This is a genomic window from Paenibacillus sp. FSL R10-2782 (genome assembly GCF_038592985.1).
In the GTDB taxonomy this organism is placed as follows: Bacteria; Bacillota; Bacilli; order Paenibacillales; family Paenibacillaceae; genus Paenibacillus; species Paenibacillus terrae_C.
The window spans coordinates 1,796,908-1,815,840 of the sequence record NZ_CP151951.1; the positions used below are offsets into that span (position 1 = coordinate 1,796,908).

17 protein-coding genes are annotated in these 18,933 nt (G+C 50.3%); 10 read left to right on the forward strand and 7 right to left on the reverse strand.

All coding sequences use genetic code 11. The features are described from left to right. The 4 genes from NST83_RS08345 to NST83_RS08360 are packed head-to-tail and all read right to left on the reverse strand — an operon-like array spanning position 1 to position 5,059. On the reverse strand, positions 1–1,110 hold the full coding sequence (locus NST83_RS08345; protein WP_342417286.1) for a YheC/YheD family protein: 1,110 nt from the start codon (positions 1,108–1,110) through the stop codon (positions 1–3). Then, the gene (locus tag NST83_RS08350; RefSeq protein WP_137062426.1) at positions 1,107–2,477 is read right to left on the reverse strand and encodes a YheC/YheD family protein; all 1,371 of its coding nucleotides are present in this window, start codon (positions 2,475–2,477) and stop codon (positions 1,107–1,109) included. Before NST83_RS08350 ends, NST83_RS08345 begins: the two co-directional genes overlap by 4 nt. Before the next feature lie 12 nt (positions 2,478–2,489). Continuing rightward, positions 2,490–3,644 carry a YheC/YheD family protein gene (locus NST83_RS08355; protein WP_342417287.1) on the reverse strand — a complete coding sequence of 385 codons (1,155 nt, stop codon included), beginning with the start codon at positions 3,642–3,644 and terminating at the stop codon, positions 2,490–2,492. Between the two features lie 44 nt (positions 3,645–3,688). Further along, complete coding sequence (locus tag NST83_RS08360; protein ID WP_137062428.1) at positions 3,689–5,059, reverse strand: YheC/YheD family protein; 1,371 nt, start codon at positions 5,057–5,059, stop codon at positions 3,689–3,691. 163 nt (positions 5,060–5,222) lie between these two features. Here NST83_RS08360 and NST83_RS08365 point away from each other — a divergent pair, with 163 nt between their 5' ends. The 3 genes from NST83_RS08365 to NST83_RS08375 all read left to right on the forward strand — a co-directional run bounded on the left by NST83_RS08365 (position 5,223) and on the right by NST83_RS08375 (position 7,461). After that, positions 5,223–5,567, forward strand: a complete 345-nt coding sequence (locus NST83_RS08365) for a YlbF family regulator (RefSeq protein WP_025685398.1) — start codon at positions 5,223–5,225, stop codon at positions 5,565–5,567. A 72-nt stretch (positions 5,568–5,639) separates the two neighbouring features. Next, entirely contained in the window at positions 5,640–5,924 is a 285-nt protein-coding gene (locus tag NST83_RS08370) for a hypothetical protein (RefSeq protein WP_137062429.1), read from the forward strand. A 202-nt stretch (positions 5,925–6,126) separates the two neighbouring features. After that, positions 6,127–7,461 (forward strand): DRTGG domain-containing protein, encoded by a 1,335-nt coding sequence (locus tag NST83_RS08375; protein WP_342417288.1) that lies wholly within the window; start codon positions 6,127–6,129, stop codon positions 7,459–7,461. A gap of 40 nt (positions 7,462–7,501) precedes the next feature. On the opposite strand, the gene NST83_RS08380 is transcribed toward NST83_RS08375, so the two are convergent. Continuing rightward, a complete protein-coding gene (locus NST83_RS08380) occupies positions 7,502–7,999 on the reverse strand; it encodes a hypothetical protein (protein WP_137062431.1) in 498 nt (165 codons plus the stop codon). A gap of 12 nt (positions 8,000–8,011) precedes the next feature. Then, on the reverse strand, positions 8,012–8,341 hold the full coding sequence (locus NST83_RS08385; protein WP_013309582.1) for a YtrH family sporulation protein: 330 nt from the start codon (positions 8,339–8,341) through the stop codon (positions 8,012–8,014). A 139-nt stretch (positions 8,342–8,480) separates the two neighbouring features. On the opposite strand from NST83_RS08385, the gene NST83_RS08390 reads away from it, so the two are divergent. The 6 genes from NST83_RS08390 (at position 8,481) to pyk (ending at position 16,751) form a co-directional block, all read left to right on the forward strand. Next, the gene (locus NST83_RS08390) at positions 8,481–12,173 is read left to right on the forward strand and encodes a DNA polymerase III subunit alpha (RefSeq protein ID WP_342417289.1); all 3,693 of its coding nucleotides are present in this window, start codon (positions 8,481–8,483) and stop codon (positions 12,171–12,173) included. Between the two features lie 128 nt (positions 12,174–12,301). Next, on the forward strand, positions 12,302–12,799 hold the full coding sequence (locus tag NST83_RS08395; RefSeq protein ID WP_137062433.1) for a phosphatidylglycerophosphatase A: 498 nt from the start codon (positions 12,302–12,304) through the stop codon (positions 12,797–12,799). 152 nt (positions 12,800–12,951) lie between these two features. Then, the gene (locus NST83_RS08400) at positions 12,952–13,140 is read left to right on the forward strand and encodes a hypothetical protein (protein WP_013309585.1); all 189 of its coding nucleotides are present in this window, start codon (positions 12,952–12,954) and stop codon (positions 13,138–13,140) included. 181 nt (positions 13,141–13,321) lie between these two features. Beyond that, positions 13,322–14,215, forward strand: a complete 894-nt coding sequence (gene accD, locus NST83_RS08405) for an acetyl-CoA carboxylase, carboxyltransferase subunit beta (RefSeq protein ID WP_137062434.1) — start codon at positions 13,322–13,324, stop codon at positions 14,213–14,215. Continuing rightward, complete coding sequence (locus NST83_RS08410; protein ID WP_342417290.1) at positions 14,216–15,184, forward strand: acetyl-CoA carboxylase carboxyltransferase subunit alpha; 969 nt, start codon at positions 14,216–14,218, stop codon at positions 15,182–15,184. It begins immediately after the preceding gene. 136 nt (positions 15,185–15,320) lie between these two features. After that, the gene (gene pyk / locus NST83_RS08415) at positions 15,321–16,751 is read left to right on the forward strand and encodes a pyruvate kinase (RefSeq protein ID WP_137062436.1); all 1,431 of its coding nucleotides are present in this window, start codon (positions 15,321–15,323) and stop codon (positions 16,749–16,751) included. Positions 16,752–16,850: 99 nt separating this feature from the next. Here pyk and NST83_RS08420 read toward each other — a convergent pair whose 3' ends face one another. Then, the gene (locus tag NST83_RS08420; RefSeq protein WP_342417291.1) at positions 16,851–17,750 is read right to left on the reverse strand and encodes a LysR family transcriptional regulator; all 900 of its coding nucleotides are present in this window, start codon (positions 17,748–17,750) and stop codon (positions 16,851–16,853) included. Positions 17,751–17,957: 207 nt separating this feature from the next. Between NST83_RS08420 and NST83_RS08425 the strand changes: the two genes are divergently transcribed. Next, positions 17,958–18,881 (forward strand): phosphate ABC transporter substrate-binding protein, encoded by a 924-nt coding sequence (locus tag NST83_RS08425; protein WP_137062438.1) that lies wholly within the window; start codon positions 17,958–17,960, stop codon positions 18,879–18,881. Positions 18,882–18,933: the final 52 nt, after the last annotated feature.

Genomic DNA, 18,933 nt, shown 5'->3' on the forward strand with positions numbered 1-18,933 from the left:
TCATAATCTCATTCGTCCGGCCAAATAGGAGCTGTACTGGAATATGCGTCTCAGCGACTTTTGACGGATTTCCGGCTCGTCGAATTTCATCGGTTTGGCATTGGCTTCAAAAAACCATAGGATTCCGTTCGTATCTACGCCCAAATCCATGGACATTTCGCCGTGGGAAAGGCTGGAGCCTCGTTCAATTTGGCGTGCGATCTGAACGGCGGTGCTTTTGATCTTGTTCAGCATCTCCGTGCTGTTTTCAGGGCCAAACAATGCGGAGAGCAGCTTGAATGGGTCCTCGATACTTCCGCCGCGCGGGACATGTGTCGTAATACTTCCCTTACCTGCCAGTCTGGCCCCGACTCCCGTAACACTCCAGAAGCCACGGGCGTTTTTTTGCACCAGGAGCCGCAGGTCGAAGGGTTTTTTCTGATAGGTAGCCAGCTCGATGCCCTGCTGAATGATATATGGGGAAGCGCCTGCTTCCCGGCGAATACGTCTCCACAGTCGGGATAGCGATACAGATCGGTAGGTTACGCTTTTTTTATCATGCTGAATCGTCAGCCTGTAGGCCATCAGATGGTTCGGCCGATACTTAAGAATCATAATCCCTTTTCCAGCCTTGCCGTTCTCCGGCTTGAGATACAGGTATGGATACACGGATAGCATTTTTCCCAGGGAGGACAGGTTGCTTAACCGCTTGGTAGCCGGGACGAGTTTCCGGGTAGTTTCCGAGGTGCGGAGCCATTTGAACAGCTCCCATTTGTTAAAGAAGCCCGGATTGTACAGCTCAATGCCAGAGGCATGTGAAATTTCATCCAGTTTTGTGCGCACAGAGGCTTTCAGTTCATAGGTGCGGTTAGGAATGCGATTATAGATGACCTGTGGTTGTGGAAAATCCCGTACCTCCCACGTCTCTGAGTCTTTATTGAAAATATAGCCCTTGACCGTTTCGGATGCCAGCTTCAGGTCCCTGACAGTAACGATGTACACCTGATAGCCCATCTTCGTTCCCGTTTCAAAAATATCCCTGAAATTACGCTGATTACCCTTGAAAAATTGTCCTTCATCGTGCACGGTCAGTACAGCAACGACTGGTTTATGCTCCGCCCGGGTATTCATAGTTCCTCTTTTCTGCGGAATTTACTGAGGTAAAGACAGTGGTCCAAAATATGCTCCACGGATGCTTTACCCTCCGCACGCAACGATGGATGTTGAAAAATAGATCGCCCGGGCTTGGAGTTGGCTTCGAACATCCATACCTTTTCCTGCTGGTCAATACCCAGATCAAATCCAATTTCACCCAGCAGATGATGGTGATGGTGCTCGATAGCTTCTGCGAGCGTAACCGCTGCGTTCTTGGCACGCTGAAGCACCTCGCCCGCCCGGTCTCCGAATACCCGGTTCAGCGCCTGCTCGGGTGTCATGAGGGAGCCGCCGTTTTTAATATGGGTCGTGACACTGCCGCGTCCGGATTTTTTGGCTCCAATTCCGACGACAACCCACTGGTTATTGCCATTCTTATGCATATGAAACCGGAAATCAATCGGGCAATTGTCAATCTCAATCAGTTGGATACCCTGCTGAATGACATAGCCTTTCAACGACTGGCCCCGATTGGATTGAAGCATACGAAGCATGGAGTTAAAAGAGGTGAATCGCAGCAAGACATTGCTGTTTTTCTTTCGGTACCTAACATAATAGCCCTGCTTGGGAACATGAGAGAGACGGTAGATTCCTTTGCCAAGACTGCCTCCGCTTGGCTTGTAATAAGCAAATTGATGACGCTCCAGCATACCTCGGATACGTTCAGAGCTGGGATTCGTATACGATTCGGGGACATAACGGTTAACCTCCGGATTGTTTTCCAGCAGATGATAGATATCCGATTTGTTGAAGAAGCTCCAGTTGAAGAAGGGAATCCGTTTGCGGGAAAAGCGTTCGCGCAGCTGATTGATCGCCGGGGAAAAATCAGAGCGGCGGCTCGGCAGCCGATTGTAAATCACGTCCGGTAAAGGAACGACTTTGCGTGAAAATACCCCGCTTGATGACAGGAAATAGCCGTTAATCGTATCGTTTTGCCAGTTGATATCCCGAGGAGTGAAGGCAAAAATATAAGATTTATTGCTGCCTTCCTTCAGCAGTTGCTTAATGAAGCCCGTGCGTGAGCCAAAAGGGCGGGTGGTGGAGGTGGTGCCGTCAGACAGCACACCAATCAACGGCCCGAGCTGTATATCTCCGTCCAGATTCCGCAAATAGATGGACCCGCTTTTAGGAACACGGATGGCATTACGCAAGCCTGAGGTCAGGTACAGATGGCGCCCCGCCTTTTGGATCGGTTTCACTGTGGCGGGAATTTGATCCTTACCGAGCCGCAGACGAATGGACTTGGTTCCGGATAATTTAAGACTTTTCAACAAGGCAGTGGATAAATACGCCACCTTGTCGGGCTGCTGTGAGAAATGCACATTGCAATGCGTTAAACTCATCTGTTTATCCTCCTATACCATATGTTCAAGGGAGGCGCCCGCGCCCTTCGACCCCGTCGTTTTCGAATGAGTCATTAAATACCGGGCATATTCGAGCGGGCGGTTGACCGAATGGTAGGCGCACTCTGGCTGACGGGTCTGAAAGAAGGAGGCCCGACCCGGCCGGGAATTAACCTCTAATAGCCAAATGTTCCCACTCCGGTCAATACCATAATCAATTCCCAGCTCGCCAAGGCGGCCATATCGTTCCTCCAGCGCCCCGGTAATGGTTAGGGACAGCGCCATCATCTGCCCGATGATGAGACGCGTGCTGTCCGCGCCATATTGTTCGCGAAGGTAGGGCTCTGACGGGTGAGCCTTGCCCCCTCCGTGCAGATTGGAAGTCAGGGTTCCTTTTCTGCCTTCTCTCACGGCAAATCCCGTCAGGCACCAGCATCCATTGCCGTCCTTTTGCATGAGCGCGCGGACATCAAAGGGATGACCGCTTTGACTCGTTAATTTCAAATAAGGCTGCACAATATAGGAGCGTCTGCGTACAATCCCGTCGACCCATGACAATCCGTCATCCAGCTCGGAGAACAAGCGCCGGAACGGACGATTTCGGGAATCTCTGCCCTGCACGAGCAGTCCGGTGTCTCCATCCGAAAGCCGGAGATACAGCGTACACTTGCCATGCGTTCCAGCCTGGGGCTTCATAAATAGCGCTGAATGCCGATGTAGCCATTTCATAAGCTGAGCCGTGCCCTGGTAAGGCGCCGTAGGCGGAACAAAGGGACGCACTTCATCTATCGTGTGCAGTGCACGGTACACTTGCCATTTGCCAGGCAGGTTACGCGACCAGTAGATGAGCTTGCGTGATTCCTGCTCTGCCATGTGCTTCAGTGCATGCCCTGCGCTCTGACTGCTGTGAGCATGGAAACAGCGGTTATACACAATATCTGGCAGGGGGAAGTGGTCAGATGTCCATACTCCGTCGCGATAGGCATAACCTTGTATGGAGCGATCTTCGGGCGAAATTCCTTCGGCGGTAAACGCTACTACGTTGAGACCGGAGCGCTTGCCCAACAGACTTAGCCTGCGGCAAAACTCCGCTTCGGTAATCGGGGGAATCGCCGCCTGATTCCGGCTGACGAGCACGCCCAGCGTGTCTGAAATGACAAGAGACACCGATAACAGCCTCCTTTGGGAGCCGGACTCTGTAAGAGACGAATTCATTTGAAACCGGCTGAATAGCAGCAATATTCAATCATTTTCTTTACGGAAGGACGGGTTTTCTGATCATTTAATGGCGTATTGTCATTTTTCGACGGCTTGGAGTTGACCTCCAGCAGCCAGATATGCCCCGTGCTGTCAATCGCCAGATCAATGCCAAACTCCGCAAAATGGGCAGGAATGGCCTTCTCCACGCCGTTTGCAATTTCGAGCGCGGCTGTCTTCAGATGGGTTTGGCCGTTTGACTTGGTTAAGGCAGGCAGCGTGGTCTTGGCCAAGGCCTCCTTGACCGTGCTCAGCGTGCCACCTCGCGCCAGATTGGACACAAAATGACTGCCCCCGGCAATTCGGGCGACGATGGAGGTCACGGTCCATGCGCCAGAGGCGTTTTTCTGCACAAGCGCACGAAAGTCAACCGGACGCTTGCCGTGATCAATCAAAGTCAGGCCCTGCTGGAGCTGGAAGCGCGTCGTTTTCATTTTTCCTGCCATGCCTTTGTACAGCTTTTCGATGTTCGCATACGTTTGCTTTCGTGGTGCGCCGGCGGTAGTGGACAGCACGGAAAAGGCGCCATCGGCTTGCTTGGTAATGCGCATAATGCCTTTGCCCAGACTTCCCCGCACAGGCTTGAGAAAAACAGTGGGGTACTGGTTGCACATTTTTTTGAAGACCGCAAAGGTTTGCAACAAATGAGACTCGGGTAAATACTTGCGCAGGGATGAGTTGGATTTAAGCGCATCGAACACTTCATTTTTATCCAGAAACTTTTCATTGAAAATGGCCGTGCCGTACTGTGATTTTACTTCTTTCATAAAATGCTGTACGCTAGTTCTGTTCTCAAGTTTACGAGAGGTAAGCCGGTTATTGACGACATCCCCGGCGGGCATGACCGTCTTTTTCCAGCCTCCGTCATAGACCCATCCCTGAACGCGTCCGGGCTGGCTTCCGATATGCTCCGGGGTGAAAAAATACACATATGCTCCTTGTCTGCGGCATTCCCCGATCAGTTCACGGCAGAACAGGGTGATCGACCCGAAAGGCTTGTCGGGCTGTTCGGGATAGTCCCGACTGACCAGCACGCTAATAAGTGGGCCCACTCGAAGTGTCCGGCGTCCTCGGCTGTAGGTTACTCGCAGCTCACAATTGGCATGAATTCCCATTTTGCGGGCCAGCACGCTTCCCACACGCAGGCCCCTGTAACGGGGTACCGATATAACGGTAACCTGCTGGCGGAACGAACCGAAGGCGAGCTGTACAGGGTGGCCTTCGGATATTTTCCATTTGCGAAGCAAGGACTCGCCAACCATGAGTACGTCATCCTGCAAGATGCCCGATCCGATGATTTGAATCGTTGTTTTTTTGATGGACATCGTGGATCTCCTTCCAGGCAGCAACTTGATGTCTTAAAAGTAACGGGAAACGTGAAGGGGCTGTAATAGCACTGATTCATCATATGAGGACATATATCCCTTGGTGATTGACGGACAATGTGAAATGTTTGCACGATGATTTGAATTGGAGGAAATAACGAATATGAATATCTATGACAAAGCCCATGATCTGGCAAAAGCGTTAAAGGAAAGCAAAGAGGTAGAGGAAATTACGTCAGCGATGAAGCTAATTGAAACCGACCCGGAAGCCAAGAAAATGCTCGATGATTTCCGTGAGCGCCAAATGGAAGTACAGCAGCGGATGATGAGCGGTGATATGCCGGCACAAGAAGAGATGGAAAAAATGGAAAAGCTGTTCGAGGTGCTTAGCCTGAACCTGAATATCCGCCGTCTGTTCGACGCTGAACGCCGCCTGAGTGTGATTATTGAGGATGTCAACAAAATTATCGCAGACAGCCTTCAGCATTTGTACGGTTCGTCTCTGTAAGTTTGTCTCATATTCCTTCCTGCCCTCTCATAGACTAGATACATAGAGTCACAGGGAGAGGAAGGGATAACATTGGGTACTTTTAAAAAATGGAAACACGGCTTGTACACACTGATTGCGCTGGCTATGGTGCTTACCGCGTTGCCGCGCATTTCGCTTACGGGCGGATTGAACTGGGTCAACGGCTTCGGTATCGTATGGGTATTGTTTGCACTGCTTGTCATCGGAGCGAATCTTCACTTTTTGCTTGGTGTGGATGAGGAAAAAAGGAAAACGCTGGAGCGTGTGCGGCGGGCCAAAATGAAGCAGTGGCAGATGAAATGGGAAAAAGAAGCTGATAAAGGCAGCACGCTATAAAAAGTTTCCTCCCGGCTTGTCATGAGCATGCTCTGATGCTGCCGATCCGTGATAGTTAAGAAGCGGTCTCTGTAACAAGGAGATCGCTTTTTTGCTATTTCCGGCTCTGATATGTCGTGATTAACGAAGGTCTAAAAAGATGGGATTTTGTGCTATAATAGATACAGAATGATACAGATTGAACGTTGGGGGTGTAACAGAGTTGGATGGGCTAGATGAAGCAGTTACGAAGCATGAGCAGCTATTGCGTCATATCGAGCAGTTGAAAATAGGCTCCAAAATTTCTGTGCGCAGGTTGGCTAAAGAAATGAGTGTCAGCGAAGGAACGGCCTACCGAGCCGTGAAGGAAGCGGAGAACCTGGGAATTGTCATTACCAAGGAACGGATCGGGACGGTGCGGGTAGAAAAGCGCCCACGGGGGTTGTCCGAGCAGCTGACCTTTGCCGATGTCGTGAATATTGTGGAGGGACATGTGCTGGGAGGAAGCGAGGGGCTGGAAAAGCCCTTGCACAAATATGTCATTGGAGCGATGCGTGAAGAGGCTATGGCCCGATACATTGATGCAGGCAGCTTGCTGATCGTTGGTAACCGTGAGGATGCACATTCCCTTGCGCTAGAGCAGGGAGCAGGCGTGCTGATTACAGGCGGCTTCGGTACGAGCCGGGAGGTTAAGCAACTGGCGGACCAGATCAGTTTGCCGATCATTTCTTCGCGTCACGATACCTTTACGGTGGCCTCTATGATTAATAGAGCGATTTTCGACCGCTTGATCAAAAAGAAGATTATGCTGATTGAAGACATCGCGGCAGGTAAACCGAAGACGCAGACCTTGAAAATCAACAGTACCCTTACCGAATTTGAAGAGCTTTCGGTGACGACTGGAAATCACCATTTTGCGGTGGTGGATGAATGGAACCGCCTGATCGGTATCGTCAGCCGCAAGGATGTGGAGGGACTGCAGCCCGAGCATACGATGGACAAATGCCTGATCCGCAATCCCGTAACAGTGACCTACCAGACCTCGCTCGCTTCGGCTGCGCAGATGATGGCGTGGGAAGGTGTGGATTATTTACCGGTCGTTGACCGCAACCGCAAGCTGCTGGGTTCCGTTACCCGGCGGGAGGTACTGGACGCACTGCGCAACGCCCAAAAGCAGCCACAGCTTGGCGAGACGTTCGACCAGCTCATTTGGAACGGATTTGCAGAGGAGCGTGATGAGGACGGATCATTATTTTTTCGGGGCTTCGTCATTCCTCAGATGGCGACCAATCTGGGTACCATTTCAGAAGGCGTGCTGGTCAATGTGATGACACAAGCGGGCTACCGGGTGGCCAGAGACATGAGCGGAAAGGATTATGTGCTGGACAATCTAACGACCTATTTTATCCGACCCGTACAGATTGAGGATGCCATAGTCCTTCGTCCATTGATGCTGGAAACGAGCCGCCGCACCTGCAAGCTGGAAATTACAATTTCACGCGAAAATCAATTGGTATGCAAAGCGGTGATGACGCTCCACTCCATTGAACACGGTTAATTTCCATATGTGTGTAGTAAGTGGAGTCGGAGTAGAGCGCTCAATGACTTTCTGGAAGTCTTTCTTTTGCCTCCAGCCAAATTTGCAGGACACCTTCCATTACAAGCATCGTTTTGACCTGGATCGTATACTCCTTGTCACGAACGGTGTATTTTTTTTGGTGAAGCAGCATGCGTACCAGCTTGCTGTCGGAATCAATCTCGAACATGTCCCGGCCTCGCAGTACCTCCAAATCCCGGCTGACGCGGCGAAGAAGCTCCTTCAGATTAATAGAGTCAATTTTTTCGGCCGAGGTTTCTTCTGCGATTAATTTGATTTCTTTCACAACAGTCTGGCGTTTGCTGTATTTGCGCAGTGTTCTATTGTCCTCCTGCGCTTGCTGGAGCTGGAATTGCAGGTCCTGATTGTTCGTCCACAGCTCGTTGAAGCTGGCGTGCCAGATGGCATTGTAGACCATTGCTCCGGTAATCATGCCCAGCACGAAGACGGAGGATAATTGCATAAAAGGGCGCAGGCGCTCAAAGGGGGGGACTCTCATGGTCGTTTCACCTCACGGCCGTCCGTTGCCGCACACCCACTTGACCAGCTCTGCACCCATATGAGCGCCTAAAAAGGCGAAAATCAAATACAATATCTGCTTAATGGCAGGCGACAAATTACCATCCAGCATATTGCTTTCAATGACCCTGATCGGGTCCATCGTTCCCCCCACAGCGGCGGCAAGCGCCCATATTTTAATTCTCCCGGCAACCTCCAGCATCGTCTGGGTAGGCGGCTGAAGCGATACCACAGCTCCCATTCCGCCGAGCATGGCTCCCCCGAGCACGATGCCGAAGGCAATGAAGAAGTCGAGAATCGCTTTGGATATAAAAGTGCTCATGCTCTTTTCCTCCTTTAAGGTGTACGAATCAGGACCGCGCTTGTCCGCCCGGGTCTGTACTTTTATTGTATGGGCGCTACCAACGCGGATATGATAAAATAGTTTGAAGAAAAACAAGCGGTGAAAGGAAGAGAAGCGCATGAGTTCATTTGTGCATTTGCATGTTCACAGCGAGTACAGCCTGCTGGACGGCGCGGCTCGTACCGCGGAGTTGGTCAAACAGGCATCAGCTTACGGAATGAAGGCACTTGCCCTTACGGATCACGGGGTGATGTATGGTGCCATTCCTTTTTACAGAGCGTGTGTGGAGAACGGCATTAAGCCGATTATCGGGTGTGAGGCCTATATGACGGCAGGCTCGCGCAAGGAGCGCGGCAGCCGGAAGGATCAGCCCATATATCATTTAATTTTGCTCGCCAAAAATAAAACAGGCTATCAAAATCTGATGAAGCTGTGCTCTATCGGCCATTTGGAGGGCTTTCACTACAAGCCGCGCATCGACATGGAAGCGCTGGCTGCTCATCATGAAGGCATCATATGCTTGAGCGCATGTTTAGGCGGTGAAGTGCCGCAGCATTTGCTGCATGGCCGGGAAGCCGAAGCACGACGGGCAGCGGAACGCTATCGCAACATTTTTGGTGATGATTTTTATCTGGAGCTTCAGGATCACGGTCTATCGGAGCAAAAGCGCGTAAATCCTCTTCTGATCGCTTTGGCGAAGGAGTTGGATATTCCGCTGGTAGCCACCAATGACGTGCATTATCTGACCGAGCCGGATGCAGATGTACAAGACGTTCTGATCTGTATTGGGACAGGCAAGACGGTCGACGACGAGGAACGCTTGCGCATACCGACACGTCAGTTGTTCCTGAAAAGCCAGGAGGACATGGCTCGCTTGTTCCCGCATGTGGCGGAAGCGATCGATAATACGGTGCGTATTGCTGAAAAGTGTGAACTGGAGCTGGAATTTGGGCAATCTATTTTGCCAGAATATCGTCCGCTACCGGAAGGCATGACTCCTTCGACCTATCTGCGCAGTTTGTGTGTGCAAGGGCTGGAGCGTCGTTATGGGAGTGGTCTGTCGTGGGGACAACCGGAGCAACGGGAAAGGCTGGAACAGCGGCTCAGTTATGAGCTCAACACGATTGACAGCATGGGATTCAGTGATTATTTTCTGATCGTGTGGGATTTTATCGCTTTCGCTCATAAGCATCATATTGCTACCGGCCCGGGACGGGGTTCCTCGGCGGGCAGTCTGGTCGCTTATGTACTTAATATCACGAATGTTGATCCGATGAAATATAACCTGCTGTTTGAACGGTTTCTGAATCCTGAACGGATCAGCATGCCGGATATAGATATTGATTTCAGCGATGAACGACGGGATGAGGTTATTGACTATGTGGTGCAGAAGTACGGCAACGAGCATGTAGCGCAAATTATTACCTTCGGAACGCTGGCGGCAAGAGCCGCAGTGCGTGACGTTGGGCGTGCGTTGAACGTGCCGTATGGCGAGGTGGACAAGGCGGCCAAGCTGATTCCTGCGCAGCTCGGGATTAATATCCGTCATGCGCTTGAGATCACCCCGGAGCTGAAGACGCTGTATGAAACCAAGCCCAAGACGCGTGAGCTGCTGGATATGGCGATTAAAGTAGAGGGCATGCCACGTCATGCTTCGACCCATGCGGCGGGTGTCGTCATTTCGCGGACTCCGCTGACTGATGCAGTTCCGCTTCAAGAGGGGAGTGAAGGGGTTCCCCTGACACAATACTCGATGGAAAATCTGGAGCGGATCGGTTTGCTGAAAATGGATTTTCTTGGGCTGCGCACCCTTTCTATTATTGAACGCTGTATGCGTTGGATTACCGAAGAACATGGGGAGACACCTGATTTTAGCCGCATTCCCGACAATGACTCACTTACCTATGACATGCTGGGCAAAGGCGACACAGGCGGTGTATTCCAGTTGGAGTCGGCAGGGGTACGCCGGGTGCTCAAGGATCTAAAGCCAAGTGTGTTCGAGGATATTATTTCTGTATTGGCCTTGTATCGTCCAGGTCCAATGGGCTTCATTCCTAACTTTATTCAGGCCAAGCACGGGGAGATTGAGGTTCATTATCCGCATCCTGATCTGGAACCCATCCTGAAGGATACGTACGGCATTATCGTGTATCAGGAGCAAATTATGCAGATTGCTTCGCGCATGGCGGGCTTTTCCTTGGGAGAAGCGGATTTGCTCCGCCGCGCTGTGTCCAAGAAAAAACGCGAAGTGCTGGACCTTGAGCGTGGCCATTTTGTGGAGGGCAGTGTCAAGCAGGGCTACACGGAAGAGGAAGCCGGAAGGGTCTACGATATGATTGTCCGTTTTGCAGACTATGGATTTCCGCGTGCACATGCGGCTGCTTATGGTGTGCTGGCGTTCCAGACGGCGTATCTTAAAGCCCATTATCCGGTGCAGTTTATGGCTTCCATGCTGACAGCAGTGATGGGTAGCCACCGCAAAGTGGCAGAATATGTCGTCGAATGCCGTCGTATGGATATGGCGGTTCTGCCGCCTGATGTGAATGAAAGCGGGGTGCTGTTTACCCCGTTGCAGCAGGGTAATATCCGCTTTGGGCTGGCCGCGATTAAAAATGTCGGCACGCAGGCGATGGAAAGTATTCTCGCCGTTCGCAAGGAGCGTCCTTTCGACAGCCTGCTCGACTTTTGTCGTCGCGTGGATTTGAGGGTATGCAATAAGCGAGTGATCGAATCGCTCATTCAGGCAGGGGCGTTTGACTCGTTGCCGGGTCATCGGGCACAACTGCTTGCCATGCTGGATGAAACGGTGGATGCGGCGGTCAAATGGCGCAAGGAACGTGACGATTTGCAAATTGATATGTTCGGTTTTGTGGAAATGCCCAATTGGGATATCGAATATCCCGAAGTTCCGAAATTCAGTGCGGGTCAGCAGTTAGAGCTGGAACGTGAGCTGTTGGGACTGTATCTGTCCGGGCATCCGCTGGATGATTTTGAGACGTTGCTGGAAAGCACCGATGCGGAGCGTCTGATGGAATTGGGCGATGTGCCGGATGAAGCGGTTGTTGTGACCGCAGGTATGGTTGTGTCGCTCAAGACGATTACGACCAAGCAGGGGAAGGCTATGGCCTTTATCGAGCTGGAGGATCAGATTGAGCGCTGCGAGGTTGTGTTATTTCCCGAAGTGTGGAAGCGAAGCCACCAGTGGATTGAAAAGGGAGCACTGCTTGCGTTTCGTGCCAAAATGCAGCACCAGGACGAGCATTTCAAGCTCCTTGCGGACGAGGCCGCCCCGCTGGCGGAGGATTCGCTGGCGCGGCTTCTCCAGCGCCGACGTGCCGGAGCGCGTTCGTCCGCCGCGGCCGGAAAGCCCGCGTCAGCGACTGGCTCTGCCGCTGGCGGCGGACGAACGCCGCGCGTGCCGTCGAGTCCGTCGGCAGCCGAGTCGTCTGCGCAGCCGACTACGGCGCCAGCGGTCCCGCCCGCTGCGGCGGCTCGCCCGGGCACGGGCACTTCGCCGCACGTCTCGGAAGCGGCTCCCGGCGAACAAGCCTCGGCTCCGCGTGGTTGGGAGCCGACGGCCCGTCAGCGGGTGTTTGTCAAAATCACCCGCCAGGCCGAGGAGGACGCCAGCTTGCTGGTCAGCCTCAAGGCGCTGCTACAGGAGCATCCCGGTGCGTTGCCTACCGTACTCTTTTATGAGAGCAGCCAGCGTTTGCTGGCGTTGAGTGATGCTTACAGCATCAAGCCTTCGCCTCAGCTTTTCGACCGGATGGAGTCCATGCTGGGTGCAGGCACGGTGAAAGTTAAATAATGAACATTTTCCTCCCCTCCCGCATACACTTGGAACACTGGCGGAACAGGAGCATCAGCACTTATCCAACACTATAAGGTTCCGCAAGCTGGAAGACAGAACTGTATGGTGAAGGCGGGAGGGAAATCATGTCCTATGAATACGCGGAAACCCTGTTAATTCGCAGAGGGATTAGTATCGAGTCCATAGCGGACATTGTTTTTCAGCTTCAGCTAAAATATTACCCTCATTTGACCATTGAAGAATGTGTGGACAGCGTAAAGGCAGTTTTGCAGAAGCGGGAAGTGCAGTATACGCTGTTCACGGGTATTGCGCTTGATGAGCTGGCCGAAAAAAAACTTCTTCCCCAGCCGCTGCAAGCCATTATGGAGGCAGATGAACCCCTGTACGGAGTGGACGAGACACTGGCCCTCGGGATTACGAGCGTGTATGGTATGATTGGCTTGACCAGTTTTGGTTATCTGGATAAAGAAAAGACGGGAATCATTGAACAGCTAAACCGTAAAGGCAGCGGTATTCATGTATTTCTGGACGATCTGGTCGCCGGATTGGCAGCTGCCGCTTCTTCGCGCATTGCTCATCGCAGTCCTCATGCCAAGCAATACCCCGTGTCATTGGAAACTTGATTCACCTGCACGACAGAGTCAATGATTTTCTGGGCCCTCTGACCGATCTTGACCGAGCAGAAGGGCTTTTGTTGCGGGAAAAAAGTAAGGTATGTTATCATGAGTCTATTATATGGGCTCAAAACTTGAGGCTTAGGGGGTAGAAACAAGGCATGTGGACGGTGATCTATATTGCACCGACGGCCAGACTGGCTGACATGATTAAGCTCAAACTGTCGGAAGAAGGTTTTATGGTGCAGGCCCGGGCCATCAGCGCGTCCAAGCAGCAGTTTGAGATACTTGTGCCTTCGGGTGAAGTCGAAGAAATACAGGAAGTGCTTAATTCGATTTTGCGCCCTTGAGTCCGGAACGGCGGAAGTGATACAGCAGCATGAGTGGAACGAAGGATGCACGATTGGCGGTAATGTTTTGCAAAACAGGCGTTGACGTGTGTATAAACATAATGCTAAGAGATGCCGCACAGACGGCAGAGGACCTTGTATCGGTTACGGCTGACAAATAAACGGCTGGAGAGGTGTAGTTGTGTTTAAAGATTTATTCCAAAAGAAGCGTAAATACGCGACCATCCCTTCGGAACGGGCGCTGAGCGGCGATCAAGCGGACATGCCGGATCGTCCCAAACGGGAAATTCCCGAAGGTCTTATGACCAAATGTGGCAAATGCGGAAGCATTCAATACAGTAAAGAGTTGGAAAAAAATCTGAAGGTGTGCCCGGTTTGTGGATACCATATGCGTCTTAATGCTATGGATCGTATTCGCATGGTGCTCGATGAAGATACATTTACGGAATATGATGCCGATATGATTTCGGTTGATCCGCTAGGTTTTCCAGGTTATGCAAGCAAGCTGGAGCAGCAGACGCTGAAATCCGGTTTGCGAGAGGCTGTCATTACGGGCGATGGGCTCATTCATGGGCTTCCGGCTGTTGTTGCAGTGATGAGCTTTGACTTTTTTACCGGCAGCATGGGGTCGGTCGTCGGGGAGAAAATTACCCGCGCCATTGAGCAGGCGATAGACAAGCGTCTTCCACTTATTATTTTCTCCACATCTGGTGGGGCGCGTATGCAGGAAAGTATTTTGAGCCTGATGCAGATGGCCAAAACCAGTGCAGCACTCGCTCGTATGGACGAGCAGGGATTGCTCTATATTTCCGTTATCACCGATCCGACTACAGGTGGAGTATCCGCTAGCTTTGCTACGCTTGGAGATATTAACATCGCGGAACCGGGAGCAGTGTTCGGTTTTGCCGGACGTATCGTGATCGAACAGACGATCCGACAGAAGCTACCGGACGATTTTCAAACCTCCGAATTTAATTTGCAGCACGGACAATTGGATATGGTTGTACATCGCAAGGAACTGCGCGATACACTTGGCCAACTGCTCGATTTGCACAGCACGAAAGAGGTGGAATAGATGGCTGGCGAATTGCCTTATGAAAAGCCCCTGGTCGAGATGCGACAGAAGATCGAAGAACTCAAGCAATTCGGACAGGATAAGCAAATTGATTTTACCGATGAAATTAACCGTCTGGAGGAACGCTATCTCCAGATGGAGGAAGAAATATATACAAACATTTCAGCACCGCAAAAAATGCACGTGGCTCGTCATCATCAGCGACCGACGTCGCTTGATTTGATTGGGCAGGTGTTTACGGACTTTATTGAACTGCACGGCGACCGCCTGTATGGCGACGATCTTGCGGTCGTGGGTGGAATTGCCAAGTTGAATGGTATTCCGGTAACCGTCATTGGGCAGCAACGCGGCAAGGATACGAAGGATAACATCGCGCGGTTTTTCGGGAGCGCGCACCCGGAGGGATTCCGTAAAGGCTTGCGTCTAATGCAGCAGGCTGACAAATTCAATCGCCCAATCATTACATTTATTGATACGAAGGGCGCTTATCCGGGTAATACAGCAGAGGAGAGAGGTCAATCGGAAGCGATTGCCCGCAATTTGCGGGAGATGGCAAAGCTTTCGGTGCCTGTTATTTGTGTGATCATCGGCGAGGGAGGAAGCGGCGGTGCGCTTGCGTTTGCCGTCGGCAACCGTGTGCTGATGCTGGAGCATGCCATCTACTCGGCCATTTCCCCTAACGGAGCGGCCTCGATTCTGTGGAAGGATGCCTCCAAGGCGGATCAGGCTGCCGAGGCCATGAAGATTACGGCGAATGACCTCCTTCGGATGAAGATCATTGAGGATATCGTGCCAGAGCCGAAGGGGGGCGCGCATCGTAACTATGAAGTAACCGCTGCCGCTATCAAGGAGTCTCTGGAACGCCATTTGGCTGACCTTTTGAATATGAGTTGCGACGAATTGAGGGAAGATCGGTATCAAAAGTTTCGAAAAATAGGCCAATATACCTTTTTGAAAACTCGGCAATAGATCCCATGTTGTAATAAGCTGGAAACGGGTAACAATAAATATGACGAACTTCCTATACAAATAGGAAAAAGTGTAGTAGATTTAATTGTTGGAAAAAGTTATAAAGTAGCACCTTTGAAAACGGAGGAAAACCCAAATGCGCAAAACTAAGATTGTATGTACCATCGGTCCTTCCAGTGAGTCATTGGAAAATGTGAAGAAATTGATTTTGGCTGGTATGAACGTAGCCCGCCTGAATTTCTCTCACGGTGATTTCGAGGAGCATGGCAACCGGATCAAAAATATCCGCCAAGCTTGTAAGGAGCTTAACAAAAACGTTGCTATTTTGCTCGATACGAAGGGGCCGGAAATTCGGACAGGAAAGCTCGAAGTTGAACCTATTGAGCTTGTTCAGGACGAGTATATTACACTGACAACGGAAGAAATCCTGGGTAACAAAGATCGTATTTCAATTACGTATCAGGATCTTCCTTCGGACGTGGAGCCCGGCTCCACCATTCTGATCGACGACGGTCTGATCGGACTCACCGTTATTGAGGTATCAGGCAGTGAAATCAAATGCCGCATCGTCAATGGCGGAACGATCAAGAGCAAGAAAGGCGTTAATGTTCCCGGCGTGAACATTTCCTTGCCAGGTATTACAGAAAAGGATGCTAACGACATCACTTTCGGTATTGAGCAGGACGTTGATTTCATCGCAGCTTCTTTTGTTCGTAAAGCGAGTGACGTACTGGAAATTCGTGAATTGCTGGCGAAGCATAATGCAAGTCACATTCAAATTATTTCCAAAATCGAAAATCAGCAAGGTGTCGACAATTTGGACGAAATTTTGGAAGCTTCCGATGGCCTGATGGTTGCCCGTGGTGACCTCGGTGTTGAAATTCCTGCTGAAGAAGTGCCATTGGCACAAAAATTGATGATTACCAAGTGTAATGTTGCTGGCAAGCCGGTTATTACCGCGACACAAATGCTGGATTCCATGCAACGTAACCCGCGTCCGACCCGTGCGGAAGCGAGTGACGTAGCGAATGCCATTTTTGACGGGACAGATGCCATTATGCTGTCCGGCGAAACAGCTGCGGGTAAATATCCGGTAGAATCGGTATTGACGATGTCCCGTATTGCAGAGAAAGCAGAATCCGCTCTGAACTACCGTGATTTGTTCAAAAAACAAAGAACGGCTCAGGAAGTTAGTATTACGGAAGCGATCAGCCAATCCGTTTCCATTTCTGCGCTGGATCTGCATGCCAAAGCCATCCTGACGTCCACACAAAGCGGAACAACGGCACGTATGATTTCCAAATATCGTCCACAAGCTCCGATTATTGCTGTGACAACGCAGGAAAGAACAGTTCGCCGCTTGGCTCTGATCTGGGGAGTACATGCAGTACAAGGCAGACCTGTCGTAGACACGACGGACAAACTGATCGAGAACGCACTGGAAGGCGGTCACAAATCCGGTCTCGTTAAAGAGGGCGATTTGGTTGTTATTACCGCAGGTATACCGCTCGGTGCTTCTGGTTCTACGAACCTGATTAAAATTAGCTGTGTTCCTGCACAAGCGTAGCTCCAGCTTATTCATAATAACAGACAGGCTGTATCTTTTAGGTACGGTAGAGAGAGCATTCAAGTCACTTATGACATGGATGCTCTTTTTTTATGTTCTCTAAACTTCTCTATCCTCCAGACCTTCTATCCGTGTAAAATCCAGAAATGCCTGTTGGATCATGCTGAGGTTAGTATCGCTTTGATACAGTATATTTATGTGATAACGTTCATTCTTCCCCTCAGCATCAGTCCATGGAAGCCACTCGACCGACGGAACGTCACTGCCATCGTTGCGAAGAACGCCACAGGCAGGAAAGAAAGCAAGTGCTTCTCCGTCGCTTACCACCTGCTTTACCGCCTCCCATGAATTCATTTCCAGGTGGGGCTTGATCAGCGAGGAGTACGGATCTGCAACAGATGTTTCGCTATATCTAACCCATCTATGCTTGTCCAGCATTTCAGTGCCCAAAACATCCGTTAGCTTGGAGATATGCTGCGCAGACATAGACCTGATAACTCCAATTCGATCCGAAGCGACAGGCTCTACCACCGTATGCTCGGAAGAATACTCTCCGTCATTCAAAAAAGCAAAATCAATCTCCCCTTGCTTTAGCAGTTGTCTGACTTTATCCGGGGATTGAATGTCTAGCCGAATTTGGCATTCGGGATATTGTTGAGCAAATGTAGCAATCATAGAGGGGAGTACATACGTGCCCGAGATGGACTCGGCGCCGAGATGTAATTGTCCCTGCGACTGCTCTGCCAGTTCATTCACGGTTTGTCTTGCTTCTTGCTCCAGAGCAACCATCTGCTTTGCGTAAGGCAGCAGTTTTTTGCCAGCTTCGGTCAGCATAATTCTTCCTTGTTGGGAGATGAACAGGGAGACTCCCAGTTCCTTTTCCAGACTTTTCATATGAAAGCTGACGGTAGGCTGTTTAATTTGCAAGGCTTCGGCCACATCCGTCGCCTTGTGGAATTTATCGATCATCATTAAAATGCGCAATTTTAAAATATTCATGGACTTGAACAGCTCTCCTTACATGGCATTCATGTATAAAAAATAGACTATAGATTAATTATATACTGAAAAACAAATTATCTATCAATATTTAATATTTCTTTTACAAAACCAAGTCGTTCATCTAACATTCCAAGCCTACAATGTAAAAGTGTTGATGGTCATAAATAAAAAACCGTCACTTAAATAAGGGGAGGACAATAAAAAATGTTGAAAAAATGGCCGTTCATTCTGATGACTCTTACCATGGTATTTGCACTTGCAGCTTGTGGATCAGCTAACAATGCTGCACCACAAGGAGACGCTGCTACAGGAACAGACAATAAAGCAGCTACTGAACTGACAGGTAACATTCTGGCTGTTGGCTCCACTGCACTTCAACCATTGGTAGAGCAAGCGGGACAAAAATTTATGGCTGTAGATAAATATAAAGGAATTGCGGTTCAAGTGCAGGGCGGCGGTAGCGGTACTGGCTTGACTCAAGTTTCTGGCGGACAAGCGGATATCGGTAACTCCGATGTGTTTGCAAAAGAAAAATTGGAGAGCGGCGCAGATGAACTGGTCGATCACCAAGTAGCTGTTGTAGCTATGTCAGCAGTAGCGAATCCTAAAGTAGGCGTAGCAGATTTGAAGAAAGATCAATTGGTACAAATTTTCACAGGTAAAATTACCAACTGGAAACAAGTTGGTGGCGCAGATCAAAAAATCGTTATCGTAAACCGTCCAAGCAGCTCCGGTACTCGTGCAACGTTTGAAAAATACGCTTTGGGACAAAAAACGGAAGATCTGCCAGGCTCCATTCAGGAAGATTCCTCCGGTACTGTGAAAAAGCTGATTGCTGAAACACCGGGTGCTATTGGTTACCTCGCCTTGTCCTACATCGACAACACAGTAACAGCATTGAAATACGATGGTGTTGAAGCTAACGTGGAAAATGTAGAGCAAGGTAAATATCCAGTATGGGCTTACGAGCATATGTACACCAAAGGTGAGCCAAAAGAGCATGTAAAAGCATTCCTGGATTACATTCTGTCTGATGAAATCCAAAAATCCGATGTCGTAGACCTGGGATACATCCCGGTATCAGGCATGCAAGTTAAACGCGATGCTGACGGTAATATTACGAAATAAGGAGATCACCTCCAGTTTGGGTAAACGCAGCTAACGCGAGTATATTCACGGA